This window comes from Tautonia plasticadhaerens (assembly GCF_007752535.1).
In the GTDB taxonomy this organism is placed as follows: Bacteria; Planctomycetota; Planctomycetia; order Isosphaerales; family Isosphaeraceae; genus Tautonia; species Tautonia plasticadhaerens.
Genome location: NZ_CP036426.1, coordinates 7,665,422 through 7,679,233, shown reverse-complemented (window position 1 = coordinate 7,679,233; position 13,812 = coordinate 7,665,422). Strand labels below are relative to the sequence as shown.

Below are 13,812 nucleotides of genomic sequence, written 5' to 3'. Positions count from 1 at the left end.
GACAACGTCGGTGCCATTGCTGGTTGCCCAAGGCGGTCGGGCCCATTAGGGTGTCGGGGCGACCCGGCCGTGCCGGGGCGTTTGCGGGCGGAGTGCCCGACTCCCAGGAGGACAGGATCATGGCCCGATCGCTCCCGATCGCCCTGGCGCTGACGCTGTTCGTCTCGGACTCGGCGGTTTCGGCGACCGTCACGTATTCGATCTCGGGCCTCGCCAGCGGCTCCGTCGCCGGCAACCCGTTCGACGACTCGAGCTTCGTGATCGAGGTCCTCGCGGACGCCGACGACGTGACCCGGATCGACGGGGTGGGCCCGAACGGGGACGACGTCGTCTTCGCCGTGCAGGCCCTCGTCGCCTCCATCTCGATCGAGGGCGTGGGCTCCGGCACGATCGACGAGGAGATGCTCGTCTTCGTCAACCAGACCAGGCAGGGGGCCGGGTTCTCCCTCGGTCGGGTGCCCGACCTGTCGACGATCTCCGACCTCATCGATGTCGAGGATCCGGGCTTCTCCTCCTTCGACCTCACGGGCCCGTTCGGGCCGGTGGTCGACCCGGCCCCGATCCTGTTCGCCGCCTTCAACGGGATCGCGACGACGCTCGGCCCGATCACCGTGTCCTCGCTGGAAGGGCCGGCGACCTTCACCGCCTCGACCGCCATCCCCGAGCCGTCGAGCCTCGCGCTGCTCGCCCTGCCGGCCGTCCTGGCGGCGGGCCGGCTCTCCCGAAGGGCGGGGCGACGGGCCTGATCCCGGGTCGCCCGCCACCGTCGCTGCGGCGGGCCGGGCCTGCTGGGCGCGAGGTCAGGCGTCGGCGAGTTCTTCCGGATCCTCGGCCTGTGGCTTCGAGTCGTCGCGGCCCGCGATGATCCGGAGATCCTTCGCGATCCGTTCGAGCGATTGCGAGACGCTCCACAGCGAAACGACCGCGAGGATGATGGCCACCGCGATGACGGGCTCGAACATCGATTACCTCCCGGGTCTCCTGGTTGCCTGGAGTGTCTGAGGGGATTCGATCACCTCGGATCGATCTTGGGTGAGCGGCCGGATCCTCGATGATTCGACGGATTCGGCCGTGATCGGCTGTATCATCGCCCGGCGCTCGCCCCAGGTCCACGGCCGCCGCACCCCCGGCAACCCCGCCTGGGGATGCCCCGATCCGCGGGGAAAGGTCCCAATGCCACCGGACGACACGACACCGACCGGCGAGGTCGCGTCTCTCGGCCTGCGCCGATTGTCCGGGAAAAGTGACTACGGCCGGCGATTTCCTCGATGGTTAAGGGTATGGGGCTCGTGTGCCTGGCGCGCCGATCCCCAGGCCGAACCCCGAGCCCCCATCCTGGACCCGCACCATGGCCAGCCTGAAGCAGACGATCGCCAACCGGATCAACAGCCTCAAGTCCACCGGGCCCCGGTCGGCGGGGGGGAAGCAGCGGGCCTCCCGCAACGCCACCTCGCACGGGCTGTCCCGGCTGCCGAGCACGCCACCGGCGTTGATGGCGAAGGCCATCGCCGATCGGATGGCCGCCTGGAAGGGGGCGTATCGGCCGGTCGGGGAGGCCCAGCAGTGGCATTTCGAGCAGTTCTGCGCCGAGTCGGTCCGGCTCGACGCCTGCAGGTGTCGCATCCTCGCCGCCCGGGCCGAGGCGGCCGAGCGGGCCGCCGAGAGCTGGGACGACGACCGGTCGGCCGAGGTCGCCGCCCTGGCCGCCAGGCTGGCCGACGCCCCGGAGGTCATCCAGCCGAAGCTCTTGCAGTCGAGGCACGGCGTCCTCTGGCTGGTCGAGCGCTGGGGGGACGTGGCCGCCGAGGTGGCCCGGCTCGACGGGTGGACGCCGGAGGTCTGGTTCCTCGCCCTGGACCTGCTGGGCGTGCCGGTCGAGGGCCGTCGGCACTCGGGCCCCTGGGACCTGGACCCGGCCGACGGCACCGCCGGGCCCGGCCTGGAGCTGGCCCGAGACGGCGTCGAGGCGCTCAAGGCCCGGCTGGAGGGCTACCTCGACGCCCGGGACGCCCGCCACCGCGAGGCCGCCGAGGCCGGGCTCGACCCCGATCGGTCGCCCGAGGTCCGCCTGCTGGAACGCTACGCGGCCGACGCCCGCCGCCAGGTCGCCCGCAACCGCGACGAGCTGCGACGGCTCCAGGCCGAGGCCGCCCGGGCCCCGTCCCCGTCGGCCCCCGCCTCCACGAGGCCGACCCCCGATGGCCCCCCCGGCCCCCGCCCCGACCGAACGGCCCGGTGGCCCCGGCCGACACCGGCGACCGTCATCCCCGAGCCCCGATCGGCCCCCGCGTCCACCTCTCCCGACCCGACCCCGAGCCCGAATCCCAGCCCGAACCCCAGCCCCAACCCGAACCGGACGCCGAGCCCGAGCCCGAGCCCGGCGCCGATGGTCTCGGAGCCGGGCCGGGTCCGGGTCGCGTCCCCGACGCTCCCGACGACGGCCCCGGCCTCGATCGCCGACCGCCTCCGGGATCGCTCGACGCCGAACAACCGGCGGGCCCGGCGTGCCCTGGCCGCCGCCGCCCGACGCTCCTGAGGGCCCGCCCCGGAGCCCTCGGCGATCGGCCGCCTCCCCGATCGATCCGCCCCGAGCCGCACCCGATCCCGCCCCGACCCGATCGCCCCGACAGGTCCCCTCCGGGCCCGTCCTCGGGGATCCTCCGCGCCGGGCGTCCCCGGGCCCTCCCCCGGGCCCGCCGGGCGGCCCCCGATGGGCTCCGATCGACCCCACTCGACCCCCGGCCGACCGGCCCGACGGACCCGGCCCGGCGAGGGTTTCGAATCGAAGCCAATCCCCCGGAGACCCGGTCCTGGAGACGACTTGAGGGGAACGCCGGCCCCTGGGGTGGCCGGGGTCGGCCCGAGCCCGGCCACCCCGGGACCCCGACGACCTCGCATCGAGTCGACCCGAGATGAGACCCCCATCCCGAGTGATCTGGCCCGGAATCGCCCGGTCGGGTAGGCTCCCTCGCCCGGGGTCCGGACGATCGGGGGGGCACGGAGGCCGAGGCCATGAAGATCCAGCATCCCTTGCTGTTCTCGGCGGTCGGCAGCGCCGGGGCGTGGGCGATCCGTCGCCTGGTCGGCTCGAACCGGTTCCACTTCCGGTACGAGGACCCGATGGCCAACCCGGAGGTCGCCCGGCGGCTGGGCACCCGCTACATCTACGCCTTCTTCCACGAGGTCATGCTCTTCCCGGCCTACTACTGGGCCTGGCCGGAGATGCAGATCCTCATCAGCGACCACCGGGACGGCGAGTACATCACGCGGGTCGTCAAGAAACTGGGCTTCGGCGTCGTCCGGGGGTCGACCACCCGGGGGGGGGCCCGGGCGCTGAAGGAGATGATCGCCCGGATCGACCGGGGCCACCTCTGCGTCACCCCCGACGGCCCCCGGGGGCCCCGCCGGCACGTCCACCAGGGGATGATCTACCTCTCGGCCAAAACCGGCTGGCCGATCGTCGGCGCCGGGATGGCCTTCCGCCGCCCCTGGCGGGCGAAGAGCTGGGACCGCTTCGCCGTCCCCGGCCCGGGACGCCCGGCCTGCTGCGTCGTCCCCCCCCCGGTGGCCGTCCCCGCCGACGTCGACCGCGAGGGCATCGAGCACTACCGCCGGGAAGTCGAACTGCGGATGAACCGGGCCACCGACGAGGCCGAGGCCTGGGTCGAGCACCTCTGATCCGGCCCGCTTCAGGCCGGGGGCCCCGCCATCGGCGGGAAGATCGAGGCGACCGGGCACCGGAACCCCGGCAAGACCGGCTCGGCGTCCAGCTCGTCGTCGAGCCCGAGCACCCGGATCGACGTCGGGCTGTCGTAGACGTAGACCTGCCGGGGCTTCGGCAGGACGAGCCAGACCCGGGTCGACCCGGCGGCCAGGAAGTCGAGGACCCGGTCCATCACGTCCTCGATCGGGTCGGTCGGGCTGACGACCTCGACGGCGAGGTCGGGCACCACCTCCCAGCCGTTGTCCCGGGGGATCGGCCGGTCGAGCGGCCATCGCCCGGCCGAGACGAAGGCGACGTCGGGGCGGCGGCGGAGCAGGGGGGATTTCCGCAGCGTGAAGAGCATCTCGCTCACGACCGAGCCGGGAGTCTGCTCGTCGGCGAATGCGGCGATTCGGAACTGGATCCGAGACACGACCCAGACGGATTCGGTCCCCATGGGGGGCAGCTCCACGAGTTGGCCGTCGACGACCTCGGTGAAGGGCTCGGGGTCGTCGGGCCGGAGATCGGCGGCGATCGGCGAGGCGGTCGACATGGCGGGGGCTCCCGGGAGGGCGTCGAGGACGGGAGGGCCGACGGTCCTCATCCACCCTACCAGAACGACGGCCCCCGGGGGAGCGTCGGCCCGCGTCCCATGCGGGATCGCGCGTTGACTCGCCGGCGAGTGGATCCCACAATGGAGGAGTGTCGGCGGAGGCGCGGGCCGTCGCATCCCCTTGCTCATGAACAATTCATCGAAGCCGGGTGGCCGGACCGATCGGACCTGACGCCCTCGACGGCCGGCCGACGCTCGACGACGGACCCCCCCCCCTCTCCCACCCCCGAGGCGACCGAGACGCCGCGCCGGAGTCCTGGCAGGACCATGCAACCCGATCCCCACCTGTCCGACAACTGCACCCGCTGGAAGCCCGTCTACGAGGACCTGCTCCGCATCGTCCTCGCCAGCGGGGCGCACGGCCAGCTCGTCGACCTCCGGGAGCCGCTCCGGCGCGTGGTCAAGTCCGACCGCCCGCTGGTGATGATGTGCCCGCACCCCGACGACGGGGCCATCACCGCCGCCTGCCTGCTCCACGAGTTCGCCGTCGAACGCGGCCTCCCGGTCATCGAGGTCCTGGTCTTCGCCGGGGAGCGCAACGTCGACGCCCCCTGGCTGAACAACCAGAAGAAGGTCACGGTCCGCGAGAAGGAGTTCCGCCTGGAGTGCGACGTGCTCGGCGCCGAGCCCGTCTGCTGGGACCTGGACGCCTACCGGTCCCCCGGCTACCGCCCCACCGCCGCCGACCTCGACAAGATCGTCGGCTGGTTCGACCAGCGCAAGCCGGGGGCCCTGATCATCCCCCCGGCCACCGACGCCCACATGGCCCACCGGATGACCCGGTGCTTCGCCGCCATCGGCCTGATCGGCGCCGGGCTGTCCGACGCGCTGGTCCTCAGCGGCTGGACCCCCTGGGGCCCGCTCCCCCAACCCAACGCCTTCTTCACCTACGACGAGCAGGCTGAGCGCACCAAGGAGTGGGCGATCAACTGCCACGCCTCCCAGGTGAAGCTGACCGATTACACCGAGTTCTGCAACCACCTCGGCCGCGCCTACGCCGCCCTGACCCGGGAGTGGTCCGAGGGCCACCGGATCGCCGGCGGCCGCTCCCCCCGGGCCGACGAGCACGCCGCCGGCGTCGAGCTGTTCCGGATCGAGGCCTTCGACCCCTCGCGGGCGGACCTGATGGCCAGCGACCCCATCCAGGTCGCCCTCGGCATCCTCGGCGGCCACCTCGACCCGGAGAGCGTCCGGGAGGTCCTCCCGGCGACGGCCTGAGCCCGGCCCGGCCCGGCCCACCCGTCCGGGCCGGGGCCATCCCGCCCCCGGCGCTCAAGGTGCGGGGGACTGCGGATCGTCGGCCCGGCAGAAGAGGGCCGGCGGCGGCGAGTCGGGGCCGGAGCCGGTCACGAAGATGTCGGCGTCGATCCCGGCGATCGCCAGGGTGGCCTTGAAGAGCATGGCCACCACCCGGCCCCGGCGGGGGCCCTCCCCGGCGGTGAGCTCGATGTCCTGGCCGAGCTCGGGGACCTCGTCCTCCCGCCTCAGCTCGCCGCTCCAGTGCCCGGGCGGGTCGCCCGGCAGGGGATAGCGGATCCGCAATCGCGCCATCGGCGGTGCCTCGATCAGGTTCAATGGCCCGGCCCGGCCTGGCTCCATTCTACGGGCGAGATCCGCCGCCGCATAGGACCCCGGGGCGGGGTTCCCTCCCCGGTGATCGCTGCCGTATGCTGGAGCCTCCCCACCCGACCGCCGGGCCCGGACCGTCCGGCCACGCATCCCACCAACCCGACCGAGAACGATGCCCGACCCCGCCCGCACCCTCGAATCCCACGGCGCCCCGGTCCTGATCTTCGACGACCGCTCCCTCGCCTGCCTGGCCGCGGCCGATCGGATCGCGGCGACGATCCGAGCGGCGACCGACGCCCGGGGCAAGGCCGTGCTCGGCCTGGCGACCGGCGGAACGCCGATCCCGGTCTACGAACGGCTGGTCGGGCTGCACGAGGCCGACGGCCTCTCCCTCGCCGGGGTGACCAGCTTCAACCTCGACGAATACTACCCCATGTCCCCCCTCGACCCGCGGAGCTACCGGTCCTACATGCACCGGCACCTGTTCTCGAAGGTCGACCTGGCGCCGAACCGGGCCCACCTGCCCGACGGCACCGTGCCCGAGTCGGCCCTGGAGGCCTACGGCGAGGCGTACGACCGCTGGATCGCCGCCGAAGGGGGCCTGGACCTGCAACTGCTCGGCCTCGGCCGCAACGGCCACGTCGGCTTCAACGAGCCCGACGGGATGGCCGTCGACCGCGCCCTCGATTTGCCCACCCGGCCCGTCTCCCTGCACCCGACGACCATCGCCGACGCGGCGAAGGACTTCGGCGGCGAGGAGCACGTCCCCCGCAGGGCGCTGACGATGGGCACGGCCTCGATCCTGGCCGCGCGGTCGATCCTCGTCCTCGCCTTCGGCTTGAACAAGGCCGAGGCCGTGGCCCGGTCCCTCTCCGGGCCGATCACCGCCGAGGTCCCCGGCTCGCTGCTCCGATCGGCCGGCGACCGGGTCACCTGGCTGCTCGACCCCGAGGCCGCCTCCGACCTCCGCTGAGGCCGACCGCCCGGCCCTTCTCCGATCCCGGCCGCCCGTCATCGGCCCCTCCCCGGGCTCCCGTCTCCCCCGCCCGGCCGGACCGCCGCCGGCCCCCCCGACGGCCCGCTGCCCAGGCGACCGGCCCGGCCGAGCCGGACTCCCCCCCACCGCACCCCGCCGCGGCCCGGCGCCGATCTCCCCATCGTCGCGCCGATCGGTCCGCAACCCGGAGGTCCCCGGCGGCGCGTCGAATCGCCCTGCGCCCGAGAGGGCGGACGCGTGATGCCGCATCGCCTGGAAGACGTGCGTTCGGGTCGCCGGCGTGGCCGGGGCCTCGCCGGCGAGGCCCCGGCCACCCGACGGTCACCGAGCCGGGCGATCCCGGTTGGCTCTCCGGGGCGAAGGCGGATCCGGGGAAAATCGAGGGGTCGCGCAACGCCGGGCGGTGGCCGCGATAGAGAGGGTGAGCGGCCGACGGGACCGGTGGCCGCGAGCAAGGGATGGGGCGGCTCGACGCGTCTCCAGGGAATGCAAGCGCGGAGATAAAAAATGTTGAATCGCATGTTCGCGCTTATGGGATCGATGGGCACGCCCGGGTCCGCCCGGCGCCCACGGGCGGCCCGCCCCGGCGTCGACCTCCTGGAGGGCCGTGACCTGCCCTCGACCGCCTCCCTCGGCCTGGACGCGATCGCGACGGCGGCCCCGATCCCGCCGGTTGCCGTCTCCTGGCCGCAGCCGATGCAGCTCAATAGCTTGACCATGACCATCACGTCGACCAACGAGGACGGCATGGGCCACCCGCCGTTCGAGCTGTCCGACGAGCAGGCGCCGATCCTGATCCAGGAGCCGGATGCGATGCTCGGCTGATCGGGGCGATCTTGGCGGGCCGGGGACCGTGGGGGACGTTGCGGGGAGACCCGGCGACGCCCCCGAAGGTCCCCGGGAAGGGGGGGGCCTGCCTCAGCCGCCCGGGGGCGTCCCGGCGGTCTCGACGCCGTCGAGCCCGCCCAGCCGGTCGGCCACCTCGTCGAGCCGGGCCCGGGCCTCGGGGTCTCCGGGCCGGGCGTCGAGGGCCCGGCGCCGGGCGTCGAGGGCCTGCCGGAGCCGCTCCCGGGCGGCGTCGGGGGCGGGGGAGGGGGGGGCCAGCTCGATCCGGGCGATCAGCTCCAGCGCGTCGGCCAGCGGGGCCCACGCCTCGGCCGCCGTCCCCAGCCTCGGGGCGATCGGACCCATCAGCGCCCGGGCCGCCTCGGCGTCCCCCCGGGCCTCGACGGGGCGTCCGACGCGCTCCCGCAGCCCGGCCCGGGCGGCGAGGGCGTCGGCCAAGGTGGCCTGGAACTGCCAGAAGTCCCGATGGCGAGCCACGAGCGACTCGAGCCCGGGGATGGCCGCGTCCAGCAGCCCCATCGCCTCGGAGTCCCTCGCCTCTCCCCGGCCCGAGAGCGATCGGGCTCGGGCGGCGGCGATCCAGCCGAAGGAGTGGTCGACGTCGGGGATCTCCAGGCCGTCGAGCGCCCGGGAGACCTCCTCCATGCGGCCGAACGCCCGCCGGAGCTGCCGGTCGGCCTCCTCGGGCTCGTCGAGCTGCCTCAGCGCCGAGGCCAGGTCGTGCCGGGCGGAGACGAGGAAGAGCTGGTCGAACAGGGGGAGGTAGCGTCCCGACGAGACCCGATCGAGGAGCGTCGGCAGGGCGAGGTCGGCCTGGGGCTCCAGGCGACCGATCGCCTCCCGGCAGGAGTCCCGGGCTTCCTCGGGCCGTCCCAGCGCCAGCGAGGCCGCCCCCCGGAGTGAGAGGACCCGGGCGAGGGTCCGCTGGTAGCGGGGGTCGGTCTCGGTCTCGGTTTCGGTCCGGAGGGCATTCTCCCGGGCCAGCACCAGGGCTCGATCGAGCAGGTCCACGGCCCGCCTGGGGTGGCCGAAGAGGATCTCGGACTCGGCGGAGTCGGCGATCGCCTCGGCCAGCAGGTCGCGGTCTCGGAGCGGTCGAGCCCCCGGGTGGTCGGCCAGGGCGGAGAGGATCGCGACCGATTCCCCATACAGCGGCCCGGCCTGGTCGGGGGAGCCGGTCAGGCGATAGAGGTTGGCCAGGCGCCGGGCGATCATCCCCGAATCGCGCTGGACTTCGGGGTCGTCGGGCTCCCGCTCGCGGAAGCTCCGGAGGAACGACTCGGCGACCTGCAGGAAACGGGCGCGGTCGGCGGGGGCCTGCTGGGCGATGAGCCGGCGGTCGCCGAAGGTGACGAGCTGGTCGATCAGATCCAGGCCCACCTTCAGGTGCTCCCTCGCGTGACGACGGGCGTCCTCGGCGACGATCCTGGCCCGATCGGCCCGCTCCCGCTGCCGGCCGACGACCACCAGCCCCACGGCCAGGCCGAGGAGCGTGGCCAGCGTCAGGGCGGCCGACGCGGCCACCAGGGCCTGGTGCCGCTTCCCCCAGCGGAGCAGGCGGGCGGGGACCGGGTCCCGGTAGGCCGAGACCGCCTCGCCGGCCATCCAGCGTTCCAGGTCGCGGGCCAGGTCCCGGGCCGACCCGTAGCGGTCGCCCGGCTCCAGGCTCATCGCCCGCCGGCAGATCGCGTCGAGGGCCCGGGGGACTCGGGGCTCGACGACGATCGGCGGGTCGATCTCCCCCCGGACCACCCGGGCGAGCACCTCCTTGGGGCGACCGACGGCCGGCGGCTTGCCGGTGAGCACGGTGTAGAGCGTGGCGCCGAGGCTGTAGACGTCGCTCGCCCGGGTCAGCTCGTCGTGCCGGCCCCTCGCCTGCTCGGGGCTCATGTAGGGGGGCGACCCGAGCGTCTCGCCGACGGCCGTCGGCAGCTGGACGCTGTCCATCGGCACCGGACCGACCCGCTCGGTGGGGGGGGGCCCGGCCGCCTCGCGCGGCCCGCCCGGCTCATCCGGCCGGCCGACGACCTTGGCCAGGCCCCAGTCGATGATCAGGGTCTCGCCGAAGGGGCCGAGCATGACGTTGCTCGGCTTCAGGTCCCGGTGGAGGACCCCCTTGCTGTGGGCGTAGGCGATCGCCTCGCAGACGGCGACGAACCGGCGGAGCAGCCCCATCAGGCCCAGGGCCCGGGCCGGGCCGAGGGGCAGGTCGGCCCGGTGGAAGCGGTCGACGGCCTCCTGGAGCGTCTCGCCGTCGACGAATCGCATGGCGTAGAACGGGCGCCCGTCGGGGTGCGTCCCCATGCCGTGCACCGGCACGATCCCCGGGTGCTCGAGGTTGCCGTTGATCTCGGCCTCCCGGAGGAACCGGGCCCGCAGGCCGTCGTCGTCGGCGTGGTCGGCCCGGATCTCCTTGAGCGCCACCTGGCGGCCGAGCTCCCGGTCCCAGGCGACGAAGACCTCCCCCAGCCCCCCCGCCTTGTGAGGCCGGATCGCCTGGTAGCGCGACGCCGCCGGGGCGTGCCCCGCCCCCGGCCCGTCGCCGCCGGGGGCCGGGGGGCGGGCGACCGGGAAGGGCGGGTCGCCGCCGAAGGCGGTGGTCGCGTCGGGGGCCTCGGGGGACTCGACCCCCGACCGGGCCAGGCTCTCCTTCAGCCCTTCGTCGCCGATCCGGACGGCGAGGTCCCGGGCCGGGCCGATCAGCCCGAGGTCCGGGTCCGTCAGGCATCGGCCGGCGTCCTCCCCGTGACGGGCCAGGTGGCGCCGGACGGCCAGGTCGATCGGCGAGAGGTCCGCCGGCTGCAGGGCCGCCCGGTCGACGAGGATCGCCCCCAGGGGCGTCCCCCGGTCGGCCATCCAGGCGACCATCGCCCCGATCAGATCGTCCCTGGAGACGAACCCCATCTGCAGGGCGAGCACGCCGAACAGCAAGTTCCGGTCCGTGTTCGGGGAGGCGAGGCTCACGGCGAAGGCCCCTCGGCTCGGCCCTCGATCGGGCCCGTCGGCCGCCGGGGACCGTCCCCTCGCGGCCACTCGCGTCTCATGAACCGGGGACGGGCCGGCTGCACCCGCCCGGCACCGGGGCAATCGCCCCCCCGGGTGCCGGGGCGGGCCGGATCGCCCCGCTCACTCGCCGTCGCCGGCCTCGTCCCGCCGCCGTTTGAGCAGCGTGCCGAACTTCTTCTTCACGCGGTGGCAGCGGAACCGGGCCTGCTCGGGGGTGATCTGGAACAACTCGGCGATCTCGGCGATCGACCAGCCTTCCATCGTCCGCAGGTAGAAGACGAGGTAGCTGGTCACCGGGACCTGGCTGTCGAGCGAGACCAGCGCCTCCCAGACCAGGGAGACCGTCTCCCCGGGGCCCGGGGAGGGGTCGTCGTGCTCGCCCGGCCGTCGGTCGGCCAGCGAGCCGCCGGAGCCGTCGTCGAAGGTGACCTCGGGCTTGCGGAACTTGCGACGGACGATGTCGGCCGCCTTGTTCCGGGAGACGGCCCGGACCCACCGGATCATCCCCTCGGGGGGCGTCCCGGTCGGGTCGTCGCCGAGGCGTCGGACCAGCTCCATCATGACCTCCTGGACGCAGTCGTCCCGGTCGGCCTGGGAGAGCCTCCGGACCGCCGGGCAGCCCCGGATCACGTCGAAGCACTCGGCATAGAACCGGTCCCAGGCGTCGGGGAGCCGGTTGCCCGGCCCCGGGGCCCCTGAGGTCGAGCGGGGAGGGTCGGCGACGTCCATCATGGCACCTCCCGGCGCGGCGTCCCGCCGGGCTTCGGGTCCGTGCGAGGCCGGTCGGCGGCCCCTCGACGCGACGACATCGCGACTCCGGGGGCGGACCAGCACGAGCGACTCACCACGAGCCTGCTGGCCGACGGCCGGGGCACCCCAGTGGGTCTCCGAGCCGTCGGCACCGCGTCGGAAACGAAAAGGGCCACGCGACCCGCGTGGCCCTTGGCAAAATCAGAGCACCCCCACGGGGATTCGAACCCCGGTCCCATGGCTGAGAACCATGTATCCTAGGCCTCTAGACGATGGGGGCAAAGGATCGTTGCCATCAGGCCTCATGACGACCACCGACGACTGGCATATTCTAGCCCCGACTCCCCGGCCGGGCAAGATCCTCGCCGTCGAATAATGGGCCGGGGGCGGGGGAGGGGTGCCCCTCGCCCCCCGGGGAGGCGATTGGGTAAGATGGAGAGGGGCCCATCCCCCGGGCGAGATCGCCTCGCCCGCGGGGATCTTGCGGGGCCCACTCCCCCCGGAACCGGACCGGATCGGACCGCGCCCTCATGCCCCTCGTCGACCTCGATGGCGTCTCCCTGTTCTTCGAGGATCAGGGGCCCCGGGACGGGCCGCCGATCGTCTTCCTGCCGGGCCTGGGGGGCGACCATCGCGCCTTCGCCGTGGCCATGCGGCATTTCTCCCGACGCCATCGGGTGCTGGGGCTGGACCACCGGGACGTCGGCCGGAGCTCCCGGGTCGACTCCCCCTACGACATCGCCGACCTCGCCGCCGACGCCGCCGCCTGGCTGGACGCGATCGACCTGCCCACGGCCGTCGTCGTCGGCCAGTCGATGGGGGGACTGGTCGCCCAGGAGCTGGCGATCCGGCACCCGGGGCGCGTCCGGGCGCTGGTGCTCGCCTCCTCCCACGCCGGGACCGACACCTGGCGGAAGGTCCTGCTCGAATCCTGGGTCGAGCTGCGGGCGAAGTGCGACCCGGCCGAGTTCACCCGGCTGGTGATGCCCTGGCTCGTCGCCCCGCCCTTCTTCGACCACCCCGCCCAGGTCGAGGGCCTGATCCGGTTCGCCGAGCGCAACGAATTCCCCCAGGACGCCGACGCCTACGCCCGGCAGGCCCGGGCCGCCCTCGGGCACGAGGCGAGGGACCGCCTCGGCGCCCTCTCCTGCCCGACCCTCGTCCTCGTCGGCGAGCAGGACCTCGTCAACCCCCCGGCCAAGTCGGCCGAGCTGGCCGGGCTGATCCCCGGCGCCCGGCTCGTCTCGATGCCCGGGGTCGGCCACCTGCCCCACATCGAGGCCGGCCTCGCCTTCCGACGGGCCATCGACGACTTCGCCCCCTCGACCTGACCCGATCCGATCGGGTCGAACGACCCGATGGGCCGGACCGCCCCGGCCCCTCCCCGATTCGAATGTGAACGCCTCTATGAGCAAGCCCCCGAAACTGACCCGAGGCGTCGCCCGGGACGCCCGACGATCGGCCCGGTCTCCCCTCGGCGACGTCCTGCGATCCGCCCTGGCCGACGACCTGCTCCGGATGCTCCTGCACGAGCCCGGCGCCCTCCGGTCGCTGCCCGAGGACGTCCACCAGATGCGGACCGCCGTCCGCCGGCTCCGCTCCGACCTCCGCTTCCTCGGGCCCGCGATGCTTGAGGAGCGTTCCCGGCCCCTCCGAGTCGAGTTGAAGTGGCTGGCCGGTGTGCTCGGCGAGGTCCGGGACCTCGACGTGCTGGAGGACCGACTCCGGGGGGCGGTCGTCTCCCTGCACCTCGTCGCCGAGACGGACCCGCTCTTCGAGGAACTCGACCGGCGCCGGGGGGCCCGCCGCGCCGCCCTCGTCGAGGCGATCTCCGGCGACCGATACGCCGGGCTTCGCCGGACCGCGATCGCCGAGGCCCGGTCCCCCGGCCTCTCCGACGAGGCCGACCGGCCCGCCGGCGGGATGCTCGTCGACCGGCTCTCGAAGGACTGGAGGCGGCTGATCGAGGAGGTCGAGTCCGCACCCGCCGACGCCCCGATCGAGGCGCTGCACGAACTCCGGAAGCGGGCCAAGCGCACCCGGTACGCCGCCGAGTCGGCCGCCGGCCGGCTGGGAGACCGGGCCGGGAAGGCCGCCCGCCGGATCGGCCGGCGCTGCAAGGAGTTCCAGGAGGCGCTCGGCCTGGTGCAGGACGCCGCCGTGGCCGTCTTCTTCATCCGGGAGGTTGCCGACCTCCTCCCCGACGACGGCCCGGCCCGGTCGGCCCTGGACGCCCTGATCGACCACCAGCATCGCGAGGCCGACGCCGCACTCGGCCGCTACGCGATCCTCCGAGACCGCCTCGCCGGCGCCTGACCCGACCCCCTC

At 74.2% G+C, this 13,812-nt stretch carries 13 protein-coding genes and 1 tRNA gene; 8 read left to right on the top strand and 6 right to left on the bottom strand.

Annotation, left to right across the window (positions count from 1 at the left end):
- Positions 1–119 precede the first annotated feature (119 nt).
- On the top strand, positions 120–746 hold the full coding sequence (locus tag ElP_RS30580; protein WP_145276714.1) for a hypothetical protein: 627 nt from the start codon (positions 120–122) through the stop codon (positions 744–746).
- A 54-nt stretch (positions 747–800) separates the two neighbouring features.
- Here the strand turns inward: ElP_RS30580 and ElP_RS38910 are convergent, their stop codons facing one another.
- Positions 801–962, bottom strand: coding sequence for a hypothetical protein (locus ElP_RS38910; protein ID WP_197446501.1), 162 nt, complete (start codon positions 960–962; stop codon positions 801–803).
- Between the two features lie 386 nt (positions 963–1,348).
- Between ElP_RS38910 and ElP_RS30570 the strand changes: the two genes are divergently transcribed.
- Positions 1,349–2,536 (top strand): hypothetical protein, encoded by a 1,188-nt coding sequence (locus tag ElP_RS30570; RefSeq protein ID WP_145276710.1) that lies wholly within the window; start codon positions 1,349–1,351, stop codon positions 2,534–2,536.
- 476 nt (positions 2,537–3,012) lie between these two features.
- Positions 3,013–3,678, top strand: coding sequence for a lysophospholipid acyltransferase family protein (locus ElP_RS30565; RefSeq protein ID WP_145276708.1), 666 nt, complete (start codon positions 3,013–3,015; stop codon positions 3,676–3,678).
- A gap of 11 nt (positions 3,679–3,689) precedes the next feature.
- On the opposite strand, the gene ElP_RS30560 is transcribed toward ElP_RS30565, so the two are convergent.
- A complete protein-coding gene (locus ElP_RS30560; protein WP_197446500.1) occupies positions 3,690–4,256 on the bottom strand; it encodes a Uma2 family endonuclease in 567 nt (188 codons plus the stop codon).
- Positions 4,257–4,583: 327 nt separating this feature from the next.
- Between ElP_RS30560 and ElP_RS30555 the strand changes: the two genes are divergently transcribed.
- Complete coding sequence (locus ElP_RS30555; RefSeq protein ID WP_145276704.1) at positions 4,584–5,534, top strand: PIG-L deacetylase family protein; 951 nt, start codon at positions 4,584–4,586, stop codon at positions 5,532–5,534.
- A gap of 54 nt (positions 5,535–5,588) precedes the next feature.
- On the opposite strand, the gene ElP_RS30550 is transcribed toward ElP_RS30555, so the two are convergent.
- Positions 5,589–5,867, bottom strand: a complete 279-nt coding sequence (locus ElP_RS30550; RefSeq protein ID WP_145276702.1) for a hypothetical protein — start codon at positions 5,865–5,867, stop codon at positions 5,589–5,591.
- A gap of 190 nt (positions 5,868–6,057) precedes the next feature.
- Here ElP_RS30550 and ElP_RS30545 point away from each other — a divergent pair, with 190 nt between their 5' ends.
- Both ElP_RS30545 and ElP_RS30540 read left to right on the top strand, forming a co-directional pair.
- Positions 6,058–6,858 carry a glucosamine-6-phosphate deaminase gene (locus ElP_RS30545; RefSeq protein WP_145276700.1) on the top strand — a complete coding sequence of 267 codons (801 nt, stop codon included), beginning with the start codon at positions 6,058–6,060 and terminating at the stop codon, positions 6,856–6,858.
- A 531-nt stretch (positions 6,859–7,389) separates the two neighbouring features.
- Positions 7,390–7,707, top strand: a complete 318-nt coding sequence (locus ElP_RS30540) for a hypothetical protein (protein ID WP_145276698.1) — start codon at positions 7,390–7,392, stop codon at positions 7,705–7,707.
- 93 nt (positions 7,708–7,800) lie between these two features.
- Here ElP_RS30540 and ElP_RS30535 read toward each other — a convergent pair whose 3' ends face one another.
- The 3 genes from ElP_RS30535 to ElP_RS30525 form a co-directional block, all read right to left on the bottom strand.
- Positions 7,801–10,692, bottom strand: a complete 2,892-nt coding sequence (locus tag ElP_RS30535; protein WP_145276696.1) for a serine/threonine-protein kinase — start codon at positions 10,690–10,692, stop codon at positions 7,801–7,803.
- Positions 10,693–10,854: 162 nt separating this feature from the next.
- Complete coding sequence (locus ElP_RS30530) at positions 10,855–11,466, bottom strand: RNA polymerase sigma factor (protein ID WP_145276694.1); 612 nt, start codon at positions 11,464–11,466, stop codon at positions 10,855–10,857.
- Positions 11,467–11,691: 225 nt separating this feature from the next.
- Positions 11,692–11,764: transfer RNA gene (locus ElP_RS30525), tRNA-Glu, on the bottom strand.
- Positions 11,765–12,014: 250 nt separating this feature from the next.
- Between ElP_RS30525 and ElP_RS30520 the strand changes: the two genes are divergently transcribed.
- Together ElP_RS30520 and ElP_RS30515 are read left to right on the top strand one after the other, a co-directional pair.
- The gene (locus ElP_RS30520) at positions 12,015–12,815 is read left to right on the top strand and encodes an alpha/beta fold hydrolase (protein WP_145276693.1); all 801 of its coding nucleotides are present in this window, start codon (positions 12,015–12,017) and stop codon (positions 12,813–12,815) included.
- A 76-nt stretch (positions 12,816–12,891) separates the two neighbouring features.
- A complete protein-coding gene (locus tag ElP_RS30515; RefSeq protein ID WP_145276691.1) occupies positions 12,892–13,800 on the top strand; it encodes a CHAD domain-containing protein in 909 nt (302 codons plus the stop codon).
- Positions 13,801–13,812 lie beyond the last annotated feature (12 nt).

Excerpts from the sequence above, each read along its gene's own strand:
- ElP_RS30530 (WP_145276694.1), bottom strand. The coding sequence starts at position 11,466 with ATGATGGACGTCGCCGACCCTCCCCGCTCGACCTCAGGGGCCCCGGGG.
- ElP_RS30560 (WP_197446500.1), bottom strand. The coding sequence starts at position 4,256 with ATGTCGACCGCCTCGCCGATCGCCGCCGATCTCCGGCCCGACGACCCC.
- ElP_RS30570 (WP_145276710.1), top strand. The coding sequence starts at position 1,349 with ATGGCCAGCCTGAAGCAGACGATCGCCAACCGGATCAACAGCCTCAAG.
- ElP_RS30515 (WP_145276691.1), top strand. The coding sequence starts at position 12,892 with ATGAGCAAGCCCCCGAAACTGACCCGAGGCGTCGCCCGGGACGCCCGA.
- ElP_RS30520 (WP_145276693.1), top strand. The coding sequence starts at position 12,015 with ATGCCCCTCGTCGACCTCGATGGCGTCTCCCTGTTCTTCGAGGATCAG.
- ElP_RS38910 (WP_197446501.1), bottom strand. The coding sequence starts at position 962 with ATGTTCGAGCCCGTCATCGCGGTGGCCATCATCCTCGCGGTCGTTTCG.
- ElP_RS30580 (WP_145276714.1), top strand. The coding sequence starts at position 120 with ATGGCCCGATCGCTCCCGATCGCCCTGGCGCTGACGCTGTTCGTCTCG.
- ElP_RS30555 (WP_145276704.1), top strand. The coding sequence starts at position 4,584 with ATGCAACCCGATCCCCACCTGTCCGACAACTGCACCCGCTGGAAGCCC.
- ElP_RS30545 (WP_145276700.1), top strand. The coding sequence starts at position 6,058 with ATGCCCGACCCCGCCCGCACCCTCGAATCCCACGGCGCCCCGGTCCTG.
- ElP_RS30540 (WP_145276698.1), top strand. The coding sequence starts at position 7,390 with ATGTTGAATCGCATGTTCGCGCTTATGGGATCGATGGGCACGCCCGGG.
- ElP_RS30550 (WP_145276702.1), bottom strand. The coding sequence starts at position 5,867 with ATGGCGCGATTGCGGATCCGCTATCCCCTGCCGGGCGACCCGCCCGGG.
- ElP_RS30565 (WP_145276708.1), top strand. The coding sequence starts at position 3,013 with ATGAAGATCCAGCATCCCTTGCTGTTCTCGGCGGTCGGCAGCGCCGGG.